This is a genomic window from Corynebacterium sp. HMSC059E07, from assembly GCF_001814395.1.
GTDB classification, from domain to species: domain Bacteria; phylum Actinomycetota; class Actinomycetes; order Mycobacteriales; family Mycobacteriaceae; genus Corynebacterium; species Corynebacterium hesseae.
Genome location: NZ_KV816335.1, coordinates 18,873 through 41,085 on the forward strand (window position 1 = coordinate 18,873; position 22,213 = coordinate 41,085).

At 62.5% G+C, this 22,213-nt stretch carries 22 protein-coding genes; 7 read left to right on the top strand and 15 right to left on the bottom strand.

The features are described 5' to 3' along the window. Nucleotides 1–396: 396 nt before the first annotated feature. Genes HMPREF2967_RS11165 through HMPREF2967_RS11175 form a run of 3 tightly spaced genes read right to left on the bottom strand, consistent with a single transcriptional unit; the run spans nt 397 to nt 2,713 of the window. Nucleotides 397–816: a hypothetical protein gene (locus HMPREF2967_RS11165; protein WP_070686500.1), complete on the bottom strand. Its 420-nt coding sequence runs from the start codon at nt 814–816 to the stop codon at nt 397–399. Further along, entirely contained in the window at nt 816–1,334 is a 519-nt protein-coding gene (locus HMPREF2967_RS11170; protein WP_070564776.1) for a hypothetical protein, read from the bottom strand. Before HMPREF2967_RS11170 ends, HMPREF2967_RS11165 begins: the two co-directional genes overlap by 1 nt. Beyond that, the gene (locus tag HMPREF2967_RS11175; RefSeq protein ID WP_070686502.1) at nt 1,334–2,713 is read right to left on the bottom strand and encodes a glycine--tRNA ligase; all 1,380 of its coding nucleotides are present in this window, start codon (nt 2,711–2,713) and stop codon (nt 1,334–1,336) included. The genes HMPREF2967_RS11170 and HMPREF2967_RS11175 overlap by 1 nt, the downstream gene beginning before the upstream one ends. Before the next feature lie 177 nt (nt 2,714–2,890). Between HMPREF2967_RS11175 and HMPREF2967_RS11180 the strand changes: the two genes are divergently transcribed. From HMPREF2967_RS11180 to HMPREF2967_RS11195, 4 genes are all read left to right on the top strand, one after another. Further along, complete coding sequence (locus HMPREF2967_RS11180) at nt 2,891–3,190, top strand: ArsR/SmtB family transcription factor (protein ID WP_070686550.1); 300 nt, start codon at nt 2,891–2,893, stop codon at nt 3,188–3,190. A gap of 36 nt (nt 3,191–3,226) precedes the next feature. After that, nucleotides 3,227–3,646 carry a Fur family transcriptional regulator gene (locus HMPREF2967_RS11185; RefSeq protein ID WP_070686504.1) on the top strand — a complete coding sequence of 140 codons (420 nt, stop codon included), beginning with the start codon at nt 3,227–3,229 and terminating at the stop codon, nt 3,644–3,646. 198 nt (nt 3,647–3,844) lie between these two features. Then, nucleotides 3,845–4,294 (top strand): hypothetical protein, encoded by a 450-nt coding sequence (locus tag HMPREF2967_RS11190; RefSeq protein WP_070686506.1) that lies wholly within the window; start codon nt 3,845–3,847, stop codon nt 4,292–4,294. A 3-nt stretch (nt 4,295–4,297) separates the two neighbouring features. After that, a complete protein-coding gene (locus HMPREF2967_RS11195) occupies nt 4,298–4,492 on the top strand; it encodes a helix-turn-helix transcriptional regulator (protein WP_070686508.1) in 195 nt (64 codons plus the stop codon). A gap of 5 nt (nt 4,493–4,497) precedes the next feature. On the opposite strand, the gene HMPREF2967_RS11200 is transcribed toward HMPREF2967_RS11195, so the two are convergent. From HMPREF2967_RS11200 to hemW, 10 genes are all read right to left on the bottom strand, one after another. Beyond that, entirely contained in the window at nt 4,498–5,250 is a 753-nt protein-coding gene (locus HMPREF2967_RS11200; RefSeq protein WP_070686510.1) for an isoprenyl transferase, read from the bottom strand. A gap of 10 nt (nt 5,251–5,260) precedes the next feature. Then, nucleotides 5,261–5,977 carry a DNA repair protein RecO gene (recO, locus tag HMPREF2967_RS11205; RefSeq protein WP_070686512.1) on the bottom strand — a complete coding sequence of 239 codons (717 nt, stop codon included), beginning with the start codon at nt 5,975–5,977 and terminating at the stop codon, nt 5,261–5,263. Continuing rightward, nucleotides 5,978–6,973: a GTPase Era gene (era, locus tag HMPREF2967_RS11210; RefSeq protein ID WP_369816042.1), complete on the bottom strand. Its 996-nt coding sequence runs from the start codon at nt 6,971–6,973 to the stop codon at nt 5,978–5,980. Between the two features lie 421 nt (nt 6,974–7,394). Further along, on the bottom strand, nt 7,395–8,243 hold the full coding sequence (gene pdxY / locus HMPREF2967_RS11215) for a pyridoxal kinase PdxY (protein WP_070686514.1): 849 nt from the start codon (nt 8,241–8,243) through the stop codon (nt 7,395–7,397). Nucleotides 8,244–8,293: 50 nt separating this feature from the next. Next, a complete protein-coding gene (gene ybeY / locus HMPREF2967_RS11220) occupies nt 8,294–8,869 on the bottom strand; it encodes an rRNA maturation RNase YbeY (RefSeq protein WP_039676349.1) in 576 nt (191 codons plus the stop codon). Then, nucleotides 8,866–9,831, bottom strand: a complete 966-nt coding sequence (locus HMPREF2967_RS11225; protein ID WP_070686516.1) for a PhoH family protein — start codon at nt 9,829–9,831, stop codon at nt 8,866–8,868. The genes ybeY and HMPREF2967_RS11225 overlap by 4 nt, the downstream gene beginning before the upstream one ends. A 10-nt stretch (nt 9,832–9,841) precedes the next feature. Beyond that, entirely contained in the window at nt 9,842–10,582 is a 741-nt protein-coding gene (locus HMPREF2967_RS11230) for a 16S rRNA (uracil(1498)-N(3))-methyltransferase (protein ID WP_070686518.1), read from the bottom strand. Then, nucleotides 10,582–11,727 (bottom strand): molecular chaperone DnaJ, encoded by a 1,146-nt coding sequence (gene dnaJ / locus HMPREF2967_RS11235; RefSeq protein ID WP_070686520.1) that lies wholly within the window; start codon nt 11,725–11,727, stop codon nt 10,582–10,584. The genes HMPREF2967_RS11230 and dnaJ overlap by 1 nt, the downstream gene beginning before the upstream one ends. A gap of 54 nt (nt 11,728–11,781) precedes the next feature. Continuing rightward, nucleotides 11,782–12,816: a heat-inducible transcriptional repressor HrcA gene (gene hrcA / locus HMPREF2967_RS11240; protein WP_070686522.1), complete on the bottom strand. Its 1,035-nt coding sequence runs from the start codon at nt 12,814–12,816 to the stop codon at nt 11,782–11,784. Nucleotides 12,817–13,446: 630 nt separating this feature from the next. Next, nucleotides 13,447–14,583 carry a radical SAM family heme chaperone HemW gene (gene hemW, locus HMPREF2967_RS11245; RefSeq protein WP_070686524.1) on the bottom strand — a complete coding sequence of 379 codons (1,137 nt, stop codon included), beginning with the start codon at nt 14,581–14,583 and terminating at the stop codon, nt 13,447–13,449. A 142-nt stretch (nt 14,584–14,725) separates the two neighbouring features. Between hemW and HMPREF2967_RS11250 the strand changes: the two genes are divergently transcribed. Next, entirely contained in the window at nt 14,726–16,099 is a 1,374-nt protein-coding gene (locus HMPREF2967_RS11250; RefSeq protein ID WP_070686526.1) for a hemolysin family protein, read from the top strand. Next, nucleotides 16,099–17,166 (top strand): CNNM domain-containing protein, encoded by a 1,068-nt coding sequence (locus HMPREF2967_RS11255; RefSeq protein WP_070686528.1) that lies wholly within the window; start codon nt 16,099–16,101, stop codon nt 17,164–17,166. The genes HMPREF2967_RS11250 and HMPREF2967_RS11255 overlap by 1 nt, the downstream gene beginning before the upstream one ends. Nucleotides 17,167–17,347: 181 nt before the next feature. Here HMPREF2967_RS11255 and HMPREF2967_RS11260 read toward each other — a convergent pair whose 3' ends face one another. Together HMPREF2967_RS11260 and HMPREF2967_RS11265 are read right to left on the bottom strand one after the other, a co-directional pair. Continuing rightward, complete coding sequence (locus HMPREF2967_RS11260; RefSeq protein ID WP_070519581.1) at nt 17,348–18,028, bottom strand: hypothetical protein; 681 nt, start codon at nt 18,026–18,028, stop codon at nt 17,348–17,350. 125 nt (nt 18,029–18,153) lie between these two features. Further along, nucleotides 18,154–19,995, bottom strand: coding sequence for an AMP-dependent synthetase/ligase (locus tag HMPREF2967_RS11265; protein ID WP_070530199.1), 1,842 nt, complete (start codon nt 19,993–19,995; stop codon nt 18,154–18,156). Between the two features lie 93 nt (nt 19,996–20,088). On the opposite strand from HMPREF2967_RS11265, the gene malQ reads away from it, so the two are divergent. After that, the gene (gene malQ, locus HMPREF2967_RS11270; protein WP_198531053.1) at nt 20,089–22,188 is read left to right on the top strand and encodes a 4-alpha-glucanotransferase; all 2,100 of its coding nucleotides are present in this window, start codon (nt 20,089–20,091) and stop codon (nt 22,186–22,188) included. Nucleotides 22,189–22,213: the final 25 nt, after the last annotated feature.

Genomic DNA, 22,213 nt, shown 5'->3' on the forward strand with positions numbered 1-22,213 from the left:
TCTCATAACCGGGGCGGGCCCACATGGCATCTCACGAAAGGCAAGCACCGCATTTCGCAAAAGGCGCCTTGCACAAGGCATCTGTCAGATACCTTCTGTCGGATGCCGTTTGCGAGATGCCTTCGGCCGGATTTCCTGTGCACGCATCCGGCGATTGGACCCCGGCTCGGTAGCCGGCCAATCAGCTCCTCGGATACGGGGTGGTGCGAATGCACGGTAGGCGTAAACCAGTCATGCACATGGTTCTCGTCAAAAGGCTTCTCTCACAAGGTTGCAACCATCTAACTAGAACCCTCTACTGGCATACCAAGCCGAGCAAGGAAGCTAGAAGAGCTCCCCTTTTAATGAAATCACCCAAGTTTCCACGCCAGTTCTGGCTATATCGCGGAAGGTAGGTTAGGTGCGAAAGGGGCGGGTGGAGCCGTCGAGAAGCAGGCAACAGTAGCTGGTGAAGGCGGCGTCCGCGAGGGGGAGCTCGCCCACCGCAACCTCGAGGTCGCGGCCCCGCGGGGCGGTGCGAGCGACCTCGACGGCGTCTGCGAGAGCGAGGATGCGGCGCTCGCGGCGGAAAGGGTTCGTGCGCTCGAGCACGTACTCGCGGCCCTGACAGACCGCACGTAGCTTTTTCACCGTGAAGCTGGTCTGCTCCGCCGAAAAGTCGGGCCCGCGCACAGTAAAGCTGCGAGCACCCGGGATGTGTTCGAAAGCGATGGTGGCGCCCGTTCCAGGCAGCAGCAGGCCCGTCGGCCTCACGCGGGCGATGACCTCACCCGCGCCATCCGCCAACGCCCCGTCGCGCCACACCCAGCGCTGCATCAGAGCAGCACCACAATGACCGCGACGATGGTCAGCAGCACCAACGTCGCGATGATCGGGATAGCGGTGCTCTGCGTCCGCGCCTCCAGAATCACACGCGTAAACCAGCTCAGCGCCGCAATCTCCGAATGGTTGAGGTCATCGGAATCATCGCTCTTCTCGCCCTCAAACTCCAGGATGGCCTTGCGCACACCCGAGTTCTTCGAGGAGAACTGCGCGATTTTCAGCCCGTCGTGGTCCTCAACAATCCAGTCGCCGCCGGCCTCGTTGATGAAGGCAAACGTGCGCCCATCCAGAGAAGCCTCCAGACGCTTATCGCGCTTGGGGTTGCCCGCCAGGCGGTAGACGCGGTCATCCTCCAGCGTCACCGACGCGCCCAAATCATCGAGCCCCAGGCGCCAGTGCTCGCCTTCCACGTCCGCCGAGCGCTCCTGGAACATGCCAAGCGACGCCGGCCCCTCCCCCACGAGGAGCACCGGGTTCTTGCGGTCGCTGCGGTCCCAGCTGGTGTAATGCATTAGCAGCCGATCAGTCGAGCGGCCAGGTAAGCCTCAAGCTCATCGAGCTTGACGCGCTCCTGCTCCATGGAGTCACGCTCACGCACGGTGACCGCGTTGTCCTCCAAGGTGTCGAAGTCATAGGTCACGCAGAACGGCGTGCCGATCTCATCCTGGCGGCGGTAGCGGCGGCCGATGGCGCCGGAGGTATCGAACTCCACGTTCCAGTTCGCGCGCAGCTTATTCGCCAGCTCTCGAGCCGGGGTGGACAGCGCTTCCTTCTTCGACAGCGGCAGCACGGCCACCTTCACCGGTGCCAGGCGGCGGTCGAGGCGCAGCACGACGCGCTTGTCGGTGCCGCCCTTGGCGTTGGGGGCCTCCTCCTCGTCATAAGCGTCAACGAGGAAGGCCATCATGGAGCGGCCCAGGCCGGCAGCCGGCTCGATGACGTACGGGGTCCAGCGCTCGCCGGACTCCTGGTCGAAGTAGGACAGATCCTCGCCCGAGCCCTTCGCATGCACGGACAGGTCGTAGTCCGTACGGTTGGCCACGCCTTCTAGCTCGCCCCACTTCGTGCCCTTGAAGTTGTAGGCGTACTCCACGTCCACAGTGCGCTTGGAGTAGTGGGAGAGCTTCTCCTGCGGGTGCTCGTAGAGGCGCAGGTTTTCTTCCTTGATACCGAGGTCGATGTACCAGTTGAAGCGGTCATCGATCCAGTACTGGTGCCACTCTTCGTCCTCGCCCGGCTTGACGAAGAACTCCATCTCCATCTGCTCGAACTCGCGGGTGCGGAAGATGAAGTTACCCGGGGTGATCTCATTGCGGAAAGACTTACCAATGTTGGCGATGCCAAACGGTGGCTTCATACGCGCCGAGGTCATCACGTTCTTGAAGTTGACGAAGATGCCCTGCGCGGTCTCCGGGCGCAGGTAGTGCAAGCCCTGCTCATCGTCGACCGGGCCAAGGAAGGTCTTGAGCAGGCCGGAGAAGGCCTTCGGCTCAGTCCAGTCACCCGGCTGGCCGGTCTCCGGATCGTTGATGTCAGCGAGGCCATTGGCCGGCTCGTGGCCGTGCTTTTCCTCGTAAGCCTCGATGAGGTGATCCGCGCGGTAGCGCTTACCGGTGTGCTTGGATTCCACCAGCGGGTCGGTGAAGACCTCGACGTGGCCGGAAGACACCCACACCTGGCGCGGCTGGATCACGGACGTATCGACGCCCACGACATCGTCGCGGGACTGCACCATGTGACGCCACCACTGGCGCTTAATGTTCTCCTTGAGCTCGACACCGAGCGGGCCGTAGTCCCACGCAGAGCGGGAACCGCCATAAATTTCACCTGCCTGGTAGACCAAGCCGCGGCGCTTACACAGGCTGACGACAGTATCAATGACGGATGCCATGGTTAGTGGGACTCCTCTGGTAGGGGACAGTCTTTTTCAATGCGGACTAGTCTAGCGTGCACGTGCACGCTCCGCGCCGTCACCCCACAAGTGTGGTGTATTTTATACACATTTTCGCATCCTTCGGCTATAGTATGTATATCTCTACCTCTATAGAAACGATCGAAAGTGAACGGCGTGAATACCACCCCTGAAGCCCCTCTCTCCTTTGATATCAGTGCCGCCGCGACGGTCATCAGCGCTTTAGATTCACCTTTGCGGATCGATATCATTCAGCGCCTAGCTGAGCGCGATCACTACGTGCACGAGCTCGTTGCCGCAACGGGTAAGTCGCAGCCACTTATTAGCCAACACCTGCGCGTTCTCAAGCGCGCGAATATTGTGGATAGCGAGCGCTTAGGGCGCGAGGTGCGCTACAGCTTGGCGGCTCCTAAGGTGTTGCCGCTGCTTGCCGACGCTGCCCTGGCCACCACCTAATACCCTTATTGAAAGTGTATTGATAGGCTAAGCAGCATGGCCATCCACGACAGCATCCCGAAGCTCGGCGCGCGCAATACCCGTCAGCGCACCGCTGTGGTCGAGGTCCTTCGGAAGCTCGACAAGTTCGCGTCCGCCAAGGACATTCACCAGGCGCTTATCGACGACAACCAGAAGGTCGGCCTCACCACCGTCTACCGCACGCTGCAATCACTCTCTGAGATCGATGCGGTCGATGCGCTCCATATGCCTTCCGGCGAGACGCTGTACCGACATTGCGACACCGATGCCCATCACCACCATTTGGTGTGTACCAAGTGTGGCCGCACCGAAGAAATCGACGGTGGCCCCATCGAGCAGTGGGCCTCCTCGGTAGCCAAGGAACACGGCTTTGAGCTCACCGGGCACGATGCCGAGATCTTCGGCACGTGTGCCGAGTGCTCCGCAGCATCCTGAGCACACCTTCTTAACAGAGAACCTTCCACCTCAGCCCGCCCTATCGTTGTGGCGGAGCTGAGGTTTTTCTTTGCCCTTTACCTGCGGCAACTCCACTTCCTCCATCAAATAAAGTCAAGCACGCTTTACAGTAAAGCTTGCTTGACATATGATGTGCGTAAAGCACGCTTTACAGCCTTCACTGATAGGAGGAATTTCATGCCCACTTCTCGCTTTGGCCGCCCCAAGTGGGGCGGTACCCAAACCACGCTCATCGCCCTATCCCTAGCCGTGGGTCTACTTATTGCCGCGGCCGCCGGAGTTGCCCTTGGAGTCTTCGTACACCGCGACGCGCCGTGGCTCGCCGTTGCGGTATACACCTTGTGTCTCCTGCCCATTGCCTCTGCAGCTAGCTGGGCTTTCATGGTGGATCGTTCCACTATTGATGGAGCCACGCCAGACCCAGAGAATTCCATCGAGTCCCACTGGTATTCACAGGCTTCCGAAAACACCCTGCATGCCATGCTCTTTGCCATCGGTGGCCTAGGCATCATCTCATCCATCTGGGACTTCAGCGTCTCCGGTACTCTGCTCACCATCATTCTGGGCGCCTTCGTTACTGGCACCTTTGGCATTAGCTATCTCGCTCACAAGCAGGCGGCGAACTAAGCCGTGGATAACCGCCTCAAAGAGATACGCGAACAACGCGGGCTCTCGCAACAAGGCCTCGCCACCGAATTGGGAGTCTCGCGCCAAACCATCATCAGTATTGAAAAGGGACGCTACGATCCTTCGCTTCCCCTCGCCTTTCAGATTGCGCGCCACTTTTCCTGCCGCATCGAGGACATCTTTATCCCAGATGTCTAGGCGGGCTATTTGACACCGCCGAAGCGACGGTCACGCCGCGCGTACTCTTCCACCGCAGCGAACAGGTCTTCCGGCGTGAAATCCGGGAAGAGCTTGTCTTGATAAATCATCTCTGCGTAGGCCGACTGCCAGAGCAGGAAATTGGAGGTGCGCTTCTCACCGGAGGGGCGCAAGAACAGATCTACGTCCGGCATATCGGGGTCATACATCACCGAACTCACCGTCTTCTCGTTGATGGAGCGTGGGTCGAGCTCGCCGCGGGAGACCTGCTCGGCGAGTTCCCGGATGCCGTCGACAAGCTCGGCGCGCCCTCCGTAATTCACGCACATCACCAGGGTCATCTTGGTGTTGTCCTTGGTGAGCTCCTCGGCGGCCTCGAGCTCCTTGATAACTGAGCGCCACAGACGCGGGCGGCGGCCGGCCCACACCACGCGCACTCCCCTCTCGTTGAGCCAGTGGCGCTGGCGGCGCAGCACGTCGCGGTTAAAGCCCATGAGGAAGCGGACCTCCTCGGCACTGCGGCGCCAGTTCTCCGTGGAGAAAGCATAGGCAGACAGGTAGGGAATGCCGAGGGCGAGGCAGGCATCGACGACGTCGAGAAGCACTGCTTCTCCCCTACGATGGCCCTCGGTGCGCTTCATTCCGCGCTCCTCTGCCCACCGGCCATTTCCATCCATGACCAGCGCGATGTGGCGCGGCAGGAACTCCTGCGGGATAGCGGGCGGGTGGAGCACTCGGTTCGGGTCAGGCGTAATCACGCATTACAGTCTACTGTTCCATGATTCCCAACGCGCCAACGCTTCGCTCAAGATGCCATTGCAGGTGGGCGCGGGTCAGGCGGTGGGCTTCCTGCGCCTGGGCGTGGGTGGGCTGGCTAGGGTGACCGTGGGCGATGAGCCACATGTGGTGCAGGGTTTCCGGGTCCACCTCGGCGGCTCCCGGCGGGCGGCATTGGTGGCAAGCAGCCCCGCCCACGGCCGGGTGGAAGGCGTGGTGGGGGCCGGGCCTTTGGCACTGGGCGCAATCGAACAGGCTGGGCGCCCAGCCGGCGTGGGACATGGATTTGAGGAGGAAGGCGTCGAGAAGCAAGAGCGGATCTCCGTGCTGGAGTTGGTTGAGGACGTCAACACACGCCTCGTAGAGGTAGGGATCCCCAGGGGCGTCGGCGGCGGCGAGGCGCTCAGCGGACTCGAGGGCGGCGCAGGCGGCGGTATAGCGCTCATAGTCCTCGATGATGCGCGCTCCGAAATAGTCCACCGTGTCTGCCTGCGCGATGGTGTAGAGGTTGCGGCCGGGGTAAAGCTGCACGTCAAGGTTGACGAAGAGCTGCAGGCGCGAGCCGAAGCGCGACTTCGCGCGGCGCACCCCCTTCGCCACGCCGCGCACGAGGCCGTGGTGTCGTGTCAGCAACACGATGATGCGGTCCGCCTCCCCGAAATCATAGGTGCGGATGACGAGGGCGCGGTCGCGAAAATTCTCGCGCATCTAGAAGCCCAGGCGGCCCAGCGCCTTCGGGTCCGACTGCCAGTTCTTCAGCACCTTAATGCGCAGGTCAAGGTAGACGTTCTGGCCGAGGAGCTGGATGATTTCCTTGCGGGCAGTGCCAACGATGCGGCGGAAGCGGCGGCCGTCCTTGCCTTCAATGATGCGCTTTTGGCCGGGACGCTCGAGGTAGAGCACGGCGTGGACGTTGAGGACGTCGGGGCGCTCCTGGTCAGGTAGCATTTCATCGACTTCCACGGCCACGGAGTGCGGGAGCTCGTGCTTCAGACCAGACAGCGCGGCCTCGCGGATGAGCTCAGCGATGCGCTCGGTCTGGTCCTCGTCGGTGACGTGGTCATCCGGGTAAAACTTCGGGCCTTCCGGCAGGTGGTCGACGATGACCTGCGTGAGCTCCTCCAGCTGGACGCGCTCGGTAGCGGAGACGGGGATGACTACGGCGTCAGGGTTGTCCTCGCTAAGCAGTGCATGTAGCGCAAGCAACTGCGCGCCGACTTGGTCTTTGGAGGCTTTGTCCAGCTTGGTCACAATGCCGATGATGGGGGTCTTCGGCGCGACTTTGCGGACGTTCTCCAGAATCCAGCGGTCACCGGGGCCAATCTTTTCATCCGCGGGAATGGTTAGACCGATGACGTCAACGTCCGCGTAGGTGTCTTTGACCACTTCGTTGAGGCGCTCACCCAGCAAGGTGCGCGGGCGGTGCAGACCAGGCGTATCGACGACAACAATCTGCGCATCGTCGCGGTGCACGAGTCCGCGGATGGGGTGGCGGGTGGTTTCGGGCTGGTCGGCGGTAATAGCGATCTTCTCGCCCACCAGCGCGTTAGTGAGCGTGGACTTGCCGGTGTTGGGGCGGCCCACGAAGGACACGAAGCCAGAGCGGAAGCCCTCTGGCGTGTTGGTGTACTGCGAATAATCCGCGGCGGTGGCCTCGCCTTCTTCAGGCAGGTCCGCGAAGGCGGCGTCGAAATCGGTGCTCATATTGTTTTTCATCATAGCTCACGATTTCTGAATTCCCGCTCCCGCTGCGTGCAGGACGGAAGGTCCTTTTGGTTTGCCGCAGGCGTCGGGTGGTTTGGTCGCCAGTGACGGGTGGTTTGGTCGCCGGTGGTGGGTGGTTTGGTCGCCGGTGGTGGGTTGGTTCGTAGAGGGCATCCGCTAAAAGGCATCTTCCGGGGTGAAAACGCCCTTTAGACAACGCAAAAGGCGTTTTCAGCCGTGAAAACGCCTTTTGGCTAATGCCTTATGCACGATGCCCTGTGGCAGATGCCCTCTGCACGCGGTACATCTGCCGGTGAAGCCTGCGAAGCCGCAGAGGCCAGATAGAGGCGAGGCAGATGCTAGGTAGAGGCCGGGTGGGGCCCAAGTAGAGGCCAGGTAGAAGCTAGGAAGAGGCCGGAAGCTAGAGTTCTTCGACGTGGAACTGCAGGCGCGGGTTGGCAAAGACGTCCTGGGACTCAATGAGCTGCAGCTCACGAGCGTCGGCCTCGTAGGTGTTGTGCAGCAAGTCGTACACCGAGGAGGCGGTGCGCTTCAGCGCTTCCTTCGCATCGTGGGTTTCCACGTAGTGGCCAGTAAACAGCGCCGCGGTGACATCGCCCGAGCCGTTGCGCTTGAACGGCAGCTTCGGGGTGGCCACGAGGTAAGCACGCTCTCCATCGACGGCGAGCATCTCGATCTCGTCCTCGTCGGTTTCAGGGCGCTGCACCGAGGTGACCAGCACGGTCTTCGGTCCGATGTCCTGGGCCTTCTTTACCGCGGCGAGGGTTTCCTCGAGGGTGTTGACGGAAGAGTCGGTAAGGTAGCCCAGCTCAAACTGGTTCGGGGTGATGATATCGGCGACCGGTACTACCTTGTCGCGCAGCAGCGGCGGGATGTCATCAGAGACGAAGCAGCCGGATTTGGCATTACCCATGACTGGGTCGCAGGCGTAGAGGGCCTTCGGGTTCACAGCCTTGATGCGATTGACGGTCTCCACGATGGCACCGGCGATGTCCGGTCCGCCCTGGTAGCCAGAGAGGATTGCGTCGATGTGTGGGAAGGCACCGCGCTTTTCAATACCGTCCACGATGGCGGTGACATCACTGGCCGGAATCATCGGTCCGCCCCAGTCACCGTAGCCGGTGTGGTTGGAAAAGTTCACCGTGTGAATAGGCCACACTTCGTGGCCAGCACGCTGAAGCGGGAAGACGGCGGCGGAGTTGCCAACGTGACCGTAGGCAACATGGGACTGGATGGAGAGGATGTTCATAACCCTCCATTGTGCTACGCCCCTGAAAGCACCTCAACGTTGGGCCGGATTTAGATTCCGCCGCCGGGCACTTCCTTATCCAGCTCGGCACGCTCGGCAGCATCCGGGAAGGCCTTCGGGCCAGAGGGCTTGGGCTGGTAGGAAACACCGCGGGAGTCTAAGTCCTCGTACCAGTCAGCGAGCAGCTCGTTCTGCAGGCCGAACATCTCCTTTTCCTCCGCGGCGGTGGTGTGGTCATAGCCCAGCAGGTGCAGGCAGCCGTGGACGGTAAGCAAAGCCAGCTCGTGGCCTAGGGAGTGACCAGCGGCGTTGGCCTGGCGCTGGGCGAACTCGGGACAGAGCACGATATCGCCCAACATGGCGGGGCCAGCCTCAGGCGCGTCAGGGCGCCCGCCGGTTGCGCCCGGGGTGAGCTCGTCCATGGGGAAGCTCATCACGTCAGTCGGGCCTTCCAGGTCCATCCAGCGCACGTGCAGGTCCGCAATGGTCTGCAGGTCCACGGCGGTAATGGTGCACTCCGCATCCGGGTTCACGTCAAGGCGGCCGAGGGCATAGGAGCAGACGTCGATGAGCATCTCCTCGTTCACGCCATCAAAGCCGGATTCATTGATGAATTCGATGCTCATTTCTTCTCCTCCTGTTCAGCAAAGTTATCGTAAGCGTCCACGATACGGCCCACCAGCTGGTGGCGCACCACATCGGCAGAGCCCAGCTCCGCAAAGTGGATATCCGGAACACCCTTGAGAATGCGGCGCACCAGGCGCAGGCCGGAGACCTGGCCGCCAGGCAGGTCCACCTGGGAGATATCGCCGGTCACCACAATGGTGGAACCAAAGCCCAGACGGGTCAAGAACATCTTCATCTGCGCTGGCGTGGTGTTTTGGGCCTCGTCGAGGATGACGAAAGCGTCATTGAGCGTGCGGCCACGCATATAGGCCAAGGGAGCGACCTCGATGATGCCGGCTTCCATGAGCTTCGGAATCATCTCGGGGTCAATCATGTCCCGCAGGGCGTCGTACAGCGGGCGCAGGTAGGGGTCAATCTTGTCGTTGAGAGTGCCGGGCAAAAAGCCCAGCTTCTCCCCTGCCTCCACCGCGGGACGGGTCAAAATAATGCGGCTGACCTGCTTGGCACGCAGGGCCTGCACCGCCTTGGCCACCGCCAGGTAGGTCTTACCGGTACCGGCGGGTCCGATGCCGAAGACGATGGTGTTCTCATCAATGGCCTGCACGTAGCGCGATTGTCCCAACGTCTTTGGCCGCACCGACTTGCCGCGGCGGGAGACAATGTCCGCCGCGAGGGCCTCAGAAACGGATTCGGGGGCATCGACTGCGACGAGGTCAAGTGTGTGCTTGACCGTGTCGGTGCTGACCGGGTGGCCACGGCGCGCGATGGCCTCGAGCTCTTCCAAAACCTTGCGCGCGCGGGCCACGTCATAGTCGGGACCGGCGGCTGTCACGGTGGTGCCGCGGGCAAAAAGGTCCACGCCGACGAGGTTGCCCAGAACGCGCAGATTATCGTCCGCCGGGCCCAGCACGGTGGCCAGGTAGGCGGAGTCGAGATCAAACTTGGTGGTGATAATAGGCACGCCCAAAAGGCTACCAGCGCGAGGTCAACGTGCCGATGCTAGCCAGCGCCACCATGCTTGCCGACGCCGTTCTCAACACCTCCGGCCCCAGTTTGATCGCCGTCGCACCGGCTGCGGTGAGCCGGGCGAGTTCCTCCTCGCCGATTCCCCCCTCAGGCCCCACGAGCAGGTAGATCGTCTCAGCGGTATCGAGGTCATCCAAGTCTTTGAGACGCAGAGTGGCGTCCTCGTGGAGGACCAAGGCCCGTGCACCGGAAATCTCCTGGCACAGCTGACGGGTGGTCACGGGCCCGCGCACGGCCGGGATTCGGGTACGGCGCGATTGCTTCGCCGCCGCCACGGCCGCCGATTCCCACTTGCTCAGAGCCTTCGGCGCCTTCTTCGCATCCCACTTGGACACACAGCGATCTGCTTGCCAGGCGAGGATCTCATCCGCGCCGGCCTGCGTAGCCAGGTCAACGGCGAGTTCGGCGCGCTCCGACTTGGGAATGGCCTGGACCACGATGACGCGTGGGGAGGGTTCGGGGGAGGTCGCGATGTCGTCGACACGCGCGGCGAGGGTGTTCTTGCCCTGCACGTCGGTGATGGTGGCGGTGATGCGGAGCCCGGACCCATCGATCAGGACCAGGTGCTCCCCTGGTCCCATGCGCTTGACGGTGACCGCATGGCGGCCTTCCGCGCCGTCGAGGCCCACGGGCTGGCCGATCTCAGCGTGGGACAGGTCCGGGTGGAGGAAGACGGGCAGCGACATTAGCGGCGGAACTTATCGCGGAAGCGGCTAAAGAGGGACTCGCCCTGGTTGTCCCCGGCGTGGTGGACCTCGGTGCCGCTGTGGCCAGCGGCGCGGACCTTCTCGAGGGCCTCGCGGGTCTTCTTATCCAGGTCAGTCGGGATAACGACGTCCACGTGGGCGTGGAGGTTGCCAAAACCATCGGTACGCAGGCGCGGCATGCCCTTGCCTTGGAGGGTGATGGACTCGCCCGGCTGGGTACCCGGCGCGATGTCGAGGGTGAGCTCTTCGCCATCGAGCTGTTCGACGGTGCAGGACGCACCGAGAGCTGCATCCACCATAGGAACGCGAACGGTCAAGTGCAGGTCATCGGCATTGCGTTCAAAGACTGGGTGCGGTTCGGTGTGGACCTCGACGTAGAGATCGCCGGCGGGGCCGCCGCCGTGGCCGACCTCGCCCTGGGAGGCCATGCGGATGCGCATGCCATCGCCGATACCCGCCGGGATGGTCACGGTGATGTCGCGGCGCTTGCGCACGCGGCCATCGCCGCCGCAGTGGCCACAGGGATCGGTGACGACCTCACCGAAGCCGTAGCACTTCGGGCAATCGCGGGTAGTCATCATGTTGCCCAGCATGCTGCGCTGGACTTCCTGGACCTGGCCCATGCCGCCACAGTGATCACAGGTAACTGGCTTCGCCTTGGACTCGGAACCGGTTCCCTCACAACGGTCACAGAGCACGGCGGTATCAACCTTAACCTGCTGCTTGACGCCACTGTAGGCCTCTTCGAGGGTAATAGTGGTGCGCAGCAAGGCATCATCACCCGGCTGGACGCGGGAACGCGGGCCGCGGGAGGCGGCCCCGCCGCCAAAGAACTCGGCAAAGAGGTCGCCCAAACCGCCGCCACCAAAGCCGCCGAAACCACCGCCGCCCTGTGCGGCGCGGTCCTCCATGGGATCTCCGCCCATGTCGACTACCTGGCGCTTCTGCGGATCCAGAAGAACTTCCTGGGCAAGGGAGGCCTCGCGGAACTTCTCCGCGGCCTCATCATCACCCGGGTTCACGTCCGGGTGGTACTTGCGCGCCAGCTTGCGATAGGCCTTCTTAATCTCGGCATCAGAGGCCGACTTATCTACACCAAGAATGCCGTAGTAGTCACGAGCCACGTACTGTCATCCTTCTATATCTCGTTGATGCTAAATCTAATCCGACCGGCTAGCTTACTCGCCCGCCAAAATTTCACTCACATAGCGTGCAACGGCAGAGACCTTGGAGATTGTTCCCGAATAGTCCATATACGTTGGACCCACCACGCCGAGCCCGCCAAGTGCTGCAGCCTCCGAGCCAGTGCCGAAGCCATATCGCGTGGCCACCACTGAGGTTTGGCGCAGCTCATCGGCTTCGTTTTCCTCACCGATGGACACCGAGACATCGCCTAGGTCTGGCACACGCGCCAGCAATTTCAGCACGACGACCTGCTCCTCGAGGGCCTCGATGATGGAGGGCAAGCCGTCCGGGAGCACGACGCGGGTGAGGTTCGACGTTCCGGCCAGAATGAGGCGGTCGGAGGGCTGCTCGACGAGGGTTTCGATGAGCGTCGTTGCGGCTTTGAGGACGTGGGGGCGGATGTCGGCCGGGGAATCGTCGACAAGCGCGGCGAGCTCCACCGAGGCTTCCGTGAGAGTCTTTCCCTCCAGGGTGGTGTTGAGGATATCGCGCAGGCGGTGGGTCTGCTCGGGGTCTATCACGTCATCGAGCTCGACATTGCGCTGATCGACGCGCCCATTGTCCGTAATAAGCACCAACAGCAGGCGCACTGGTGAGAGTGCCACAACCTCGCAGTGTTTGACGCGCGAAACCTTGAGGTTCGGCAGCTGCACGACGGCTGCCTGCTTGGTCACCTGGGCCAGCAGTTGTACCGAGCGGCGCAACACGTCCTCCAAATCCACTCCGCCTTCGAGGAAGGTGAGCATGGCGCGTCGCTCGGCCTTGGAGAGCGGTTTGACGTCGTGGAGCGTATCGACGAACTGGCGGTAGCCCTTCTGCGTGGGCACGCGCCCGGAGCTGGCGTGTTCCTGGGCGATGAGCCCCTCGGCCTCGAGCACGGCCATGTCATTGCGAATCGTCGCCGAGGACACGCCCAGCTGGTAGCGCTCGAGCAGGGCCTTGGAGCCGACGGGCGATTGCGAGGCGATATAGTCCGCGACGATGGCGCGCAGGACCTCTTGGCGGCGGGCATCGGTGGAGCTAGACATGTCTTTAAGGCTATCCGTTCTGGCGGGCAGGTGTGGAAGCTGGTGCCAATCTGCCTAAGTGCTCTGGCAGCCCGTCACCACTTCCAGGTGGTTCCATAATGTGCTTCTAGAAGGGCTCATCATGCGCTTCCAGATAGCTCGAATACTGATGCTCCCTTTAGTCTGGTCTCTTTTGAGAACAAAGAGACCATCTGCGGGCACATTTCCTATGATAGATGGCCTCTTTTCGCCGTAAAGGGACCTAACTAGAGGGGCCAATTAGCAAAGACTAACCGTAACGAGAGCGACTAACAGGTTTCACAACGTGGAGAGAGAAACTAACACCGACTAACACCGCTATCAAACTTCGCGGCGACACGAGAAAAACTAACAAATTCCCGGCGGGGCTATTTCTAAGTCACTATGCCTCTTCGACATCGGAAGGCCAAGGCCCAGCCACTTCTTCGCAGCTTCGCGGTTGCACCACACAGATGGTTCTCCTCAGATGTTTCAGGTCATACGGTTTCCTTGGCCCCAAACAAACCTTATGACTGGAGCCTTTCTACTGGAACCATCTACGAGCGTCGAGGCCAGCCGCTAATGAGCCAGCTGATGCGGACTCGGAGGTCGGCCCGCAGGCGGAACAAGCCCCTAGTGGGCGGTTTCTTCAGCGACAAGGAGGTCGGTGATGATGCCATCTGCGAGCAGGCGGCCCGCCTTGGTCACGCGAAGGCGGTCACCAACCTGTTCAAGCAGGCCGCGCTCGATGAAGCGCGCGGCGACGGGCTCTGCCGCCGGCGCGAGCCAGGAAGCAGGAATGCCCTCGCGCAGGCGCAGACCCAGCATGATGCGCTCGGTGTGGCGGTCAGCCTCCGTGAGCTGCTCGCAGTCCTTGATGGGCAACTCCCCCGCTTCAACCGCCTTGATATAGGTCCGTGGATTCTTCACGTTGAAGAAGCGCTCGTCGCCTAAGTGCGAATGCGCGCCCGGGCCCGCGCCCCACCAATTGCCGTCCACCCAGTAGATGCGGTTGTGCTGGCACTCCCCGCCCGGCTTGGCCCAGTTGGAGACCTCGTACCACTCGAAACCAGCGGCTTCGAGGGTGGAAGAAATCATCTCGTAGCGCCGAGCCAGCACATCCTCATCCGGTGCGGGCAGCAGTCCCTTCGATACCTTGCGGGCCATGCGCGTGCCGTCTTCCACGATGAGCGAATACGCACTGATGTGGTCGACCCCGGTGTCCAAGGCGCGCTCGAGAGTCAAGGCAACATCGGCGTCCTCTTCTGTCGGCGTTCCGTAAATCATGTCCAGGTTGACGTGCTCGAAGCCCGCGGCAACAGCCTCGCGGGCGGCATCGAAGGCGCGGCCCGGAGTGTGGGCCCGCTCCAGCACCGCAAGCACGCCTGGCGAAGCGGACTGCATGCCGAGCGAGAGGCGGGTAAAGCCGGCGTCGAGAAGCCCGGCGAAGTACTCCGGTGACGTGGACTCCGGGTTGGATTCCGTGGTGACTTCCGCGCCTGGGGCCAAGCCAAAGGTGTCGCGAACGCGGCCCAAAATTCGGCCAAGCCCGTCGGCGCCTAGCAGGCTCGGCGTGCCGCCACCGATAAAAACGGTCTCCGCTTCGCGGCCGACCTGGGCCGCGGCCATCTCCAGCTCTTTTTCCAAGGCTGAAAGATAATCGCTGGTCAGATCCCCTCCCAGCTCACCCGGCGTATAGGTGTTGAAGTCGCAGTAGCCACAGCGCGAGGCACAAAAGGGCACGTGAATGTAAAGACCAAAGGGATCCATGGGGAACAAAATAACCGACTGAACCGTTGAAGCGGTAGTCTATAGTGCAGATTTGCTTCCCCGATATTGAAAGAAAGGCCCCCTTTTCGTGGAACCTCCGAGTCGATGTCCCCGCCGCCAACCCAAGGCGGTGGGGTAAGCCGTGTTATCTGCCATCCTGATGATTGTGGCGGGTTTCGCCGTCATCGCTCTCATTATCGTGGCCAACGCGTACTTCGTGGCGCAGGAATTCGCCTTCATGTCGGTAGACCGCACGCAGCTGCGCCAGCGCGCTGCAACCGGGGATAAATCGGCAGAGCGCGCACTCAAAATTACGCAGAAAACATCCTTCATGCTCTCCGGCGCGCAGCTGGGCATCACGATTACGGGCCTGCTCATTGGTTATGTGGCCGAGCCCCTCGTGGGTCAAGGCTTGGGCCAGCTGCTCGGCGGCGTGGGCGTGCCGGTCGGTGTGTCCGTCGCCGTGGGTACGGTAACCGCACTGGCGGTATCGACGGTTCTCACCATGCTCTTCGCCGAGCTCTTCCCCAAGAACTACACCATCGCCGCACCCATGAAGTCAGCCCTGTGGCTCTCCGCGTCCACCATGTGGTACCTGCGGATTTTCGGCTGGCTGGTCCACTTCTTCGAATACTCCTCCAACGCCCTGCTCAAGGTCTTTGGCATCGAGCCAGTGGAGGATGTCGATTCTTCCGCCACCACCGATGACTTGGAGTCCATCGTGGATGCCTCCCACGAGGCGGGTGACTTGGATGAGGACACCTACCTAGTCCTCGACCGTCTCCTCGACTTTCCCGAACATGACGTCGGACATGCCATGATTCCGCGCTCACGCGTGGATGTCATTGAACCGGACACCACCATCGGTGAGGTCCGCGAGATGATGTCGGAAAACCACACCCGCTACCCCATCATCGATGATGAGCACAATCCCATCGGCGTGGTCCACCTCTACGATGTTCTGGGCACCGAGCTGCCTGCGGCTACCCCAGCCCGCGAAATCATGAAGGAACCCGTGGTGGTGCCGGAGCTCATGCCGCTTCCCGACGTCGTCACAGAGCTTCGCGACGCCGACGAGAAACTCGCCTGCGTCATCGACGAATACGGCGGCTTCGTGGGGATTGTGACCATGGAAGACCTAGCCGAGGAGATTCTTGGCGATGTCACCGACGAACACGACATCGAAGAGACCGAAGAAATCACCGAGCAGGACGAGACGCACTGGATCGTCGACGGTGATACACCCATCGACGAGGTAGAGCGCGCCATCGGCCACGACCTGCCCGAAGGCGATTTCGAAACCGTCGCAGGCCTACTCATCGCGCATTCCGGCACGCTGCCGGAGGAAGGCGAGGAGCTCGCCATCGAGCTGGAGGCTGAGCCTGACGATTGGGTCGACGGCGACGAGGCTCCCATCCGCACGCTCAACGTGCGCGTCGAGGAGATTGACCGCCACGTGCCCTCCGTCCTAGCGCTGGAACTGGTCGAGGAATTTCCGGAAGGAGAGGATGACTAATGACTGATACTTGGTGGTTTAACCTCATCGTCACCCTGCTCATCATCGCTGCTTCCGCGTTCTTCGTGGTCATCGAGTTCTCCCTCATGGGCGCTCGCCGCAACCGCTTGGAAGAAACCGCGGAGTCCTCGGCGGCCTCGCGTGCGGGTCTGCGCTCGCTCAACGAGCTCACCATCATGTTGGCCGGCGCCCAACTGGGCATTACCGCCGCGACGTTTGTCCTTGGTGCCGTGACCAAGCCCTGGGTTCATCACCTCCTGATGAGCCCGCTCGAAGCGCTGGGCCTGCCGTTGGGCGTTGCGGACGTCGTCTCCTTCCTCCTTGCGCTGTTCGTCGTGACCTTCCTGCACTTGGTCATCGGCGAGATGGCGCCGAAGTCTTGGGCCATTGCACACCCGGAGACAGCCCTGCAGCTCATCGCGGTGCCTGCCCGCGGCTTTATTTGGCTCTTCCGCCCGCTGCTGATCTGGATCAACAAAATGGCCAACAAGCTGGTCCGCATGACTGGCGAAGAGCCGGTGGACCGCGCCGGTGCAGCCGGCTATGACGCAGAAACCCTGCGCCATCTGGTCGAGCACTCGCGCCTAACGGGCACGCTTGACGACGACTCCGCCAACCAGATCACCGGCGTCATCGAGCTCGAAGCCGCCACCGCAGCACAACTGGCCCGCGAACATGGCTCGGAAATCCTGCCGCTGTCCGCAGATGCCACCGTGGCCGAGCTTCACGACCTCGTAGTGCGCAAGTCCATCATGCGCGTGCTGGTCTACCCGCGCGCCTCGCGCATTCCGCGCATCGTCCACGTCCGCGATACCCTGCTGGCGGATCCGGAAACCCCGGTGCTGGAATTCTCCCGCCCCGCGTTGGCGGTGAGTTCCTCCTCCACCGTGCAGAAGACTCTGGATCAGATGCGCGCCCGCAACGAGCAGCTCGTCATGGTGGGCAAGCCCACCAAGGACAAGACGGTGTGGATCCTGACCTGGGATGACATCATGGGCCAGCTATGGCCGCAGATTACGGAGCAGCTAGACCAGGCCGCGCCGGCCGCCAAGAACCCGGGGGTCTAGCGCTTGCGCGCTAGACGGGGCACACGAAGCTAAGCGTGGTGCACGAAGCTAGACGGTGGCACGCAAAGTTATTCGTGCCACGCTAACTACGAAAAGCGCCGCCGAGAGAGGGATTCTCGGCGGCGCTCTTCTTTAGGTAATCCTTGTGTGTTGGCAACAAGGAAGTCTGTGATGCGGCTCCTTAAGCGGTCGTGGCGGCCTGCTTCTGGCGCTTAGCCCGGACGCGGGCGACGACGGCGTCGATACGCGCGCGCTCCTCTAGGAAGGGCGGCGGATTGTGCCCGCGCATGGTGCGCACGAAGGCGGGGTGTGCCTCGACGACGGTGTGACGCCAGGCTTGCACGGCAATAAGGGAGGATTCTCCCGCGCGCTTGTACAAGTTCGGCAGGGAAACCACGTCGAGGTTGCGGGCCACGGCGTCGGTTTGCGCCAGCACGTACTCGACCAGCTCGCGCAGGTAGGCAGCCACCGCGGCGGTACGGCCGCGCAAGGTTTCTGCCAGCTCGGAGACCACGACGGGCGGGCCGGAGATAGGCAGGCCCTCAGCGAGTGCGCGGGCGGTGAGCTGCTTCGGTTCCTCGACGTCATTGTCGCCGGAGGAGGCAGCCGAGATGGTGCCGGACTTCAGGCCGGAGACCAGCGCCTGGCGCAGGCCGATGAGCTCGCCGACGCAGCGCCCGGAATCCACGCGGGCGTCTTCGACGATATCCCCCAGCTCGGCCAAGCAGTCGAGGGAGAGTTCATCGTCCCAGTCCTCGATGGCCTCGATGAGGTGCTCGATGTAGTCGACGACTTCATCGCCGATGTTATAGATTTCTTGGGTCAGCTCACGGTGGCGCAGCTCGGCTGCGATCTTGTGCATAGGCCGCCCTTCCCGTGAGAACCTCTAGTTGAGGTTTAGAGTTTTTCTGACCCCGCTGACTCTATTAGAGATCCTCGCATTCGGCTGCGCGACACTCCGAAGGAATTCACAGACTCCGTCCAGCCTTATTTCTTGCCGGCGTAGAGGCGCTCAATGTCAGCCGCATAGCGCTGGGCCACCACGTAACGCTTGACCTTCAGGGTTGGGGTGAGCTCGTTGCTTTCCTCGGTGAGGTCCTGATCCAGGATGACGAACTTCTTAATACCCTCCGCGTGGGAGACGGTGGCGTTGACCTGGTTGATGGCGTCCTGAATATCCGCGCGCAGCGCCGGATCCGCAGCTACCTCGCGCATGCCCTTGGTCGCGGCGATGTTGTGGTCCGCCTTCCAGCGCTTGAGCGCGTCCTCATCCAGGGTGAGCAGCACGCCGACGAAGGGCTTGCCGTCGCCAACCACCATGGCCTGGGAGATCAGCGGGTGGGAACGCAGGATATCTTCCATCGGGCCAGGCGAGACATTCTTGCCGCCCGCGGTGACGATGAGGTCCTTCTTGCGGCCGGTGATAACGAGCTTGCCTTCTTCGTTGATCTCACCGAGGTCGCCGGTGTTGTACCAGCCGTCCTGCAGCGCATTCTCGGTGGCTTCCGGGTTCTGCCAGTAGCCCTTGAAGACGATATCTCCCTTAATCAGGATCTCGCCGTCCTCGTTAATGCGCATCGTCGTTCCGCCCAGCGGCGGGCCGACGGTGCCGATGGACTGATCCACGAAGTCCACGGCGGCAGCCGCTGCGGTCTCCGTAAGTCCATAGCCCTCGTAGATGGTCACGCCGATGCCGCGGTACCAGTGCAGCAGATCCTGCGAGATGGCCGAGCCACCGGAGATGCAGTACTTGACCTCGCCGCCCATTGCCTGGCGGATGGCGGAATAGACCAGCTTGTCAAAGGCCTTGTGCTTGGCCTTGAGAACTCGGTTGGGGCCCTCCGGGGTATCCAGCGCCTTGGAGTATTCGATGGCGACTTTCTCCGCGCTGTCGAAGATCGCGCCCTTGAACGCGGAGGAACCATGCGCCTTGGCGGACGCACCGTTGCGTACCTTTTCAAACACGCGCGGCACGCCAAGAATCAGGTTCGGGCGGGAACGAGCGAACTCAACGGTGATGGTGCTGAAGTCCGCCCAGTGGTTCTGGGACGCACCACCGATGGTGACCGCCAGCGACACCGCACGGCTGAAGACGTGTGCCAGCGGCAGGAAGGTCAGGACGTGTGCGCCCGGCACGGCGATGGCACCAATGGGGTTGGTCAGCAACCCGCGGGCTTCCGCCAGCCAGTTGCGGTGGGTCAGCATGCAACCCTTGGGGCGCCCGGTAGTGCCGGAGGTGTACACCAGGGAGGCGACGTCGTCAGTGTGCGTAGCTTCGATGCGCTGGTTGACGGTGTCGTCGCTGATGTCGCGTCCCTCAAACTTCAGCGTATCGATGGCCGAAGAGTTGATTTCTAAGACACGGCGCAGCTGGGAGGGGGAACCGTGCAGCTGCGGGGTGCCGTCCTCCTGCAGCTTCAGATGCTTGACCAGCTCGGAGTGCTCGCGGGTTTCCGTGATGGCGAGGATTGCGCCGGAGTCCTCGATGATCCACTGAACCTGGGACATCGACGACGAGGGGTACACCGGAACGGAAACCGCACCGGCGGCCCAGATGGCGTAGTCCAGCAAGGACCACTCATAGCGGGTGGTGGAAATGAGCGCCACGCGGTCACCCTGCTCCACGCCGAAGGCGATGAGCCCCTTGGCCACCGCGTAGACTTCCTCGACGAATTCCTTGGCGGTGACGTTGACCCACTCGTAATTCGCCGGGCGGGTAAACAGCACGCCATGTGGGCGGGCGTGCGCCGTAGCCATCATGGCGGTAAGGCACGTTTCGCCGTCCTTGATCTCGAATTCCGCTTTGGTGTGCGCTTCATTCAAAGTCACAGTTGTGTCCTTTCCCACAAAAACTAAATTCCAGCCCACTCTACCAACCTGATTTATTACGCGCGTGGGGAGGGCGTGGCACAATTGGGGGATGTGACTACCCGTGATCTGCTTCAAGAACTTGCCCAACGCCACGGTGTGGCCTGCGAGTACACCGCCCAGAACGGACAGCCTGTGTACGTCAGCGAGGAGACAATCACCTACACGCTGCGCGCACTCGGCGTCTCTATCTCCGACCGTCCGGACGATGAGGAGCTAACCCAAGCCCTCTTCGAGGACTACCTCGCTCGGGCTTCCCGCCCACTGCCGCCCTGCGTGGTGGCCCGCGAAGGCGCCGAAAAGTCCTTCGCAGTCCACGTCCACGACGGGGATCCGGTCTCCGTCACGATCGAATTGGAAAGCGGCGAGACCCGCCCGACTTACCAGGACCCCAACGATGCCCCGGCTGCCGACGTCTCCGGAACCATGTGGGGCGAGGCAAGCTTCCACGTCCCCGGCGACCTGCCTCTCGGATTCCATAAGCTGCTCCTGTCCTCTCCCGGCATCGGAGAGCACGAGTGCCCGCTCATCGTCGTGCCGAACCACCTGAGCACGGCGGATCGCTACCTTGAGCGCCCCGCGGCGGGTGCGATGGCGCAGCTGTACTCAGTGCGTTCCGAGAAGTCCTGGGGCATGGGTGATTTCGGTGACTTGGCAGAGCTGGCGGAACTGCTGGCGCCGGACTACGACTTCCTCCTTATTAATCCGCTGCATGCTGGCGAGCCGATTCCGCCGGTGGAAGACTCGCCCTACCTGCCCACCACGCGGCGATTCATCAATCCGATCTATATCCGCATCGAGGACGTCCCGGAGCTGAAACTACTCAGCCCGGAACTCCAGGATGACGTGGCCGAGCTGGCCGCCGAGTTCCGCGAGCGCAACCTGTCTGCAGAAGAGATTGATCGTGATTCCATCTTCGAGGCCAAGCTGCAGGTCCTCCAGGAGCTCTTCAACAAGGGGATGACCCCGGAGCGCCGCACCGCCTTTAGCGAGTACAAGCGCCGCGAGGGCCGTGGCCTGCGTAACTTCGCGCTGTGGTGCGCCGAGACCGAGCTCGAGCGACACAGCGGCCGTCGCCACGCGCTGAGCCTCGACGTCAGCGAGTTGGCCGAGTTCTATTCCTGGCTGCAGTTCCTCTGCGATGAGCAGCTGGATGCCGCCCAGCGCCGCGCGCTCGACGCCGGCATGAGCATCGGGCTTATCACCGACATGGCCGTGGGCATCCACCCCGCCGGTGCCGACGCCGTCAATCTGGCGGAATACCTCGCCCCGCAGTGTTCGGTGGGCGCCCCGCCGGATGATTACAACCAGCAGGGCCAGGACTGGTCTCAGCCGCCGTGGCACCCGGTCCGCCTGGCGGAATCCGGCTACCAGCCGTGGCGTGACTTGCTGCGTACGATGCTGGGCAACGCCGGCGGCCTGCGCGTTGACCACGTGCTCGGCCTGTTCCGCCTGTACTGGATCCCGCGCCACTCCACCCCGCTCAACGGCACCTACGTGTCCTATGACTGGGAGGCTATGCTCGGCATCCTCGCGCTCGAGGCTGAGCGCGCCGGCGCAGTGCTCGTGGGCGAGGACCTGGGCACCCTGGAGCCGTGGGTCCAAAACGCTCTGCGCGATATGGGTGTGCTGGGTACCACGATCATCTGGTTTGAGCACGCCGAGGACGGCCCCACCCCGCGCCCGCAGGATCAATACCGCCAGATGGCGATGTCCTCGGTGGGCACGCACGATCTGCCGCCGACGCTCGCCTTCCTGCGTGGCGACCACATCGCGCTGCGCGCCCGCTTGGGCCTGCTGACCCGCCCAGTGGCGGAAGAAGAAGCCGAGGACCGCGCGTGGCAGGAAAAGGTCAAGGACAACCTGCAGGCCTATGGCATGTTGGACAACCGCGAGAGCGAAGAGGACATGCTCGTTGCCCTGCACCGCTACATCGCGGGAACCCCGTCGGCGCTGACGGTGACCAACCTGGTGGACATGGTCGGTGACGTGCGCGCCCAAAACCAGCCGGGCACGACGAAGGACCAGTACCCCAACTGGTGCATCCCGCTGTGCGATACCGCCGGCAAGCCGGTGTTGTTGGAGGATCTGCCAAAACAGGAGCTCTACCAGCGCCTCGCCCAGGCCGCCACGAGGCCGGGTGCCGGGCGCTAGGGCTAGGAGGGGCGTCGGCAAGCGC

Coding starts and splice junctions, on each gene's coding strand:
- HMPREF2967_RS11260 (WP_070519581.1), bottom strand. CDS start 18,028: ATGCACAAGATCGCAGCCGAGCTGCGCCACCGTGAGCTGACCCAAGAA.
- HMPREF2967_RS11175 (WP_070686502.1), bottom strand. CDS start 2,713: ATGGCATCCGTCATTGATACTGTCGTCAGCCTGTGTAAGCGCCGCGGC.
- HMPREF2967_RS11190 (WP_070686506.1), top strand. CDS start 3,845: ATGCCCACTTCTCGCTTTGGCCGCCCCAAGTGGGGCGGTACCCAAACC.
- recO (WP_070686512.1), bottom strand. CDS start 5,977: ATGCGCGAGAATTTTCGCGACCGCGCCCTCGTCATCCGCACCTATGAT.
- ybeY (WP_039676349.1), bottom strand. CDS start 8,869: ATGAGCATCGAATTCATCAATGAATCCGGCTTTGATGGCGTGAACGAG.
- era (WP_369816042.1), bottom strand. CDS start 6,973: ATGAGCACCGATTTCGACGCCGCCTTCGCGGACCTGCCTGAAGAAGGC.
- HMPREF2967_RS11170 (WP_070564776.1), bottom strand. CDS start 1,334: ATGCATTACACCAGCTGGGACCGCAGCGACCGCAAGAACCCGGTGCTC.
- HMPREF2967_RS11230 (WP_070686518.1), bottom strand. CDS start 10,582: ATGTCGCTGCCCGTCTTCCTCCACCCGGACCTGTCCCACGCTGAGATC.
- HMPREF2967_RS11255 (WP_070686528.1), top strand. CDS start 16,099: ATGACTGATACTTGGTGGTTTAACCTCATCGTCACCCTGCTCATCATC.
- pdxY (WP_070686514.1), bottom strand. CDS start 8,243: ATGAACATCCTCTCCATCCAGTCCCATGTTGCCTACGGTCACGTTGGC.
- HMPREF2967_RS11185 (WP_070686504.1), top strand. CDS start 3,227: ATGGCCATCCACGACAGCATCCCGAAGCTCGGCGCGCGCAATACCCGT.
- hemW (WP_070686524.1), bottom strand. CDS start 14,583: ATGGATCCCTTTGGTCTTTACATTCACGTGCCCTTTTGTGCCTCGCGC.
- hrcA (WP_070686522.1), bottom strand. CDS start 12,816: ATGTCTAGCTCCACCGATGCCCGCCGCCAAGAGGTCCTGCGCGCCATC.
- HMPREF2967_RS11165 (WP_070686500.1), bottom strand. CDS start 816: ATGCAGCGCTGGGTGTGGCGCGACGGGGCGTTGGCGGATGGCGCGGGT.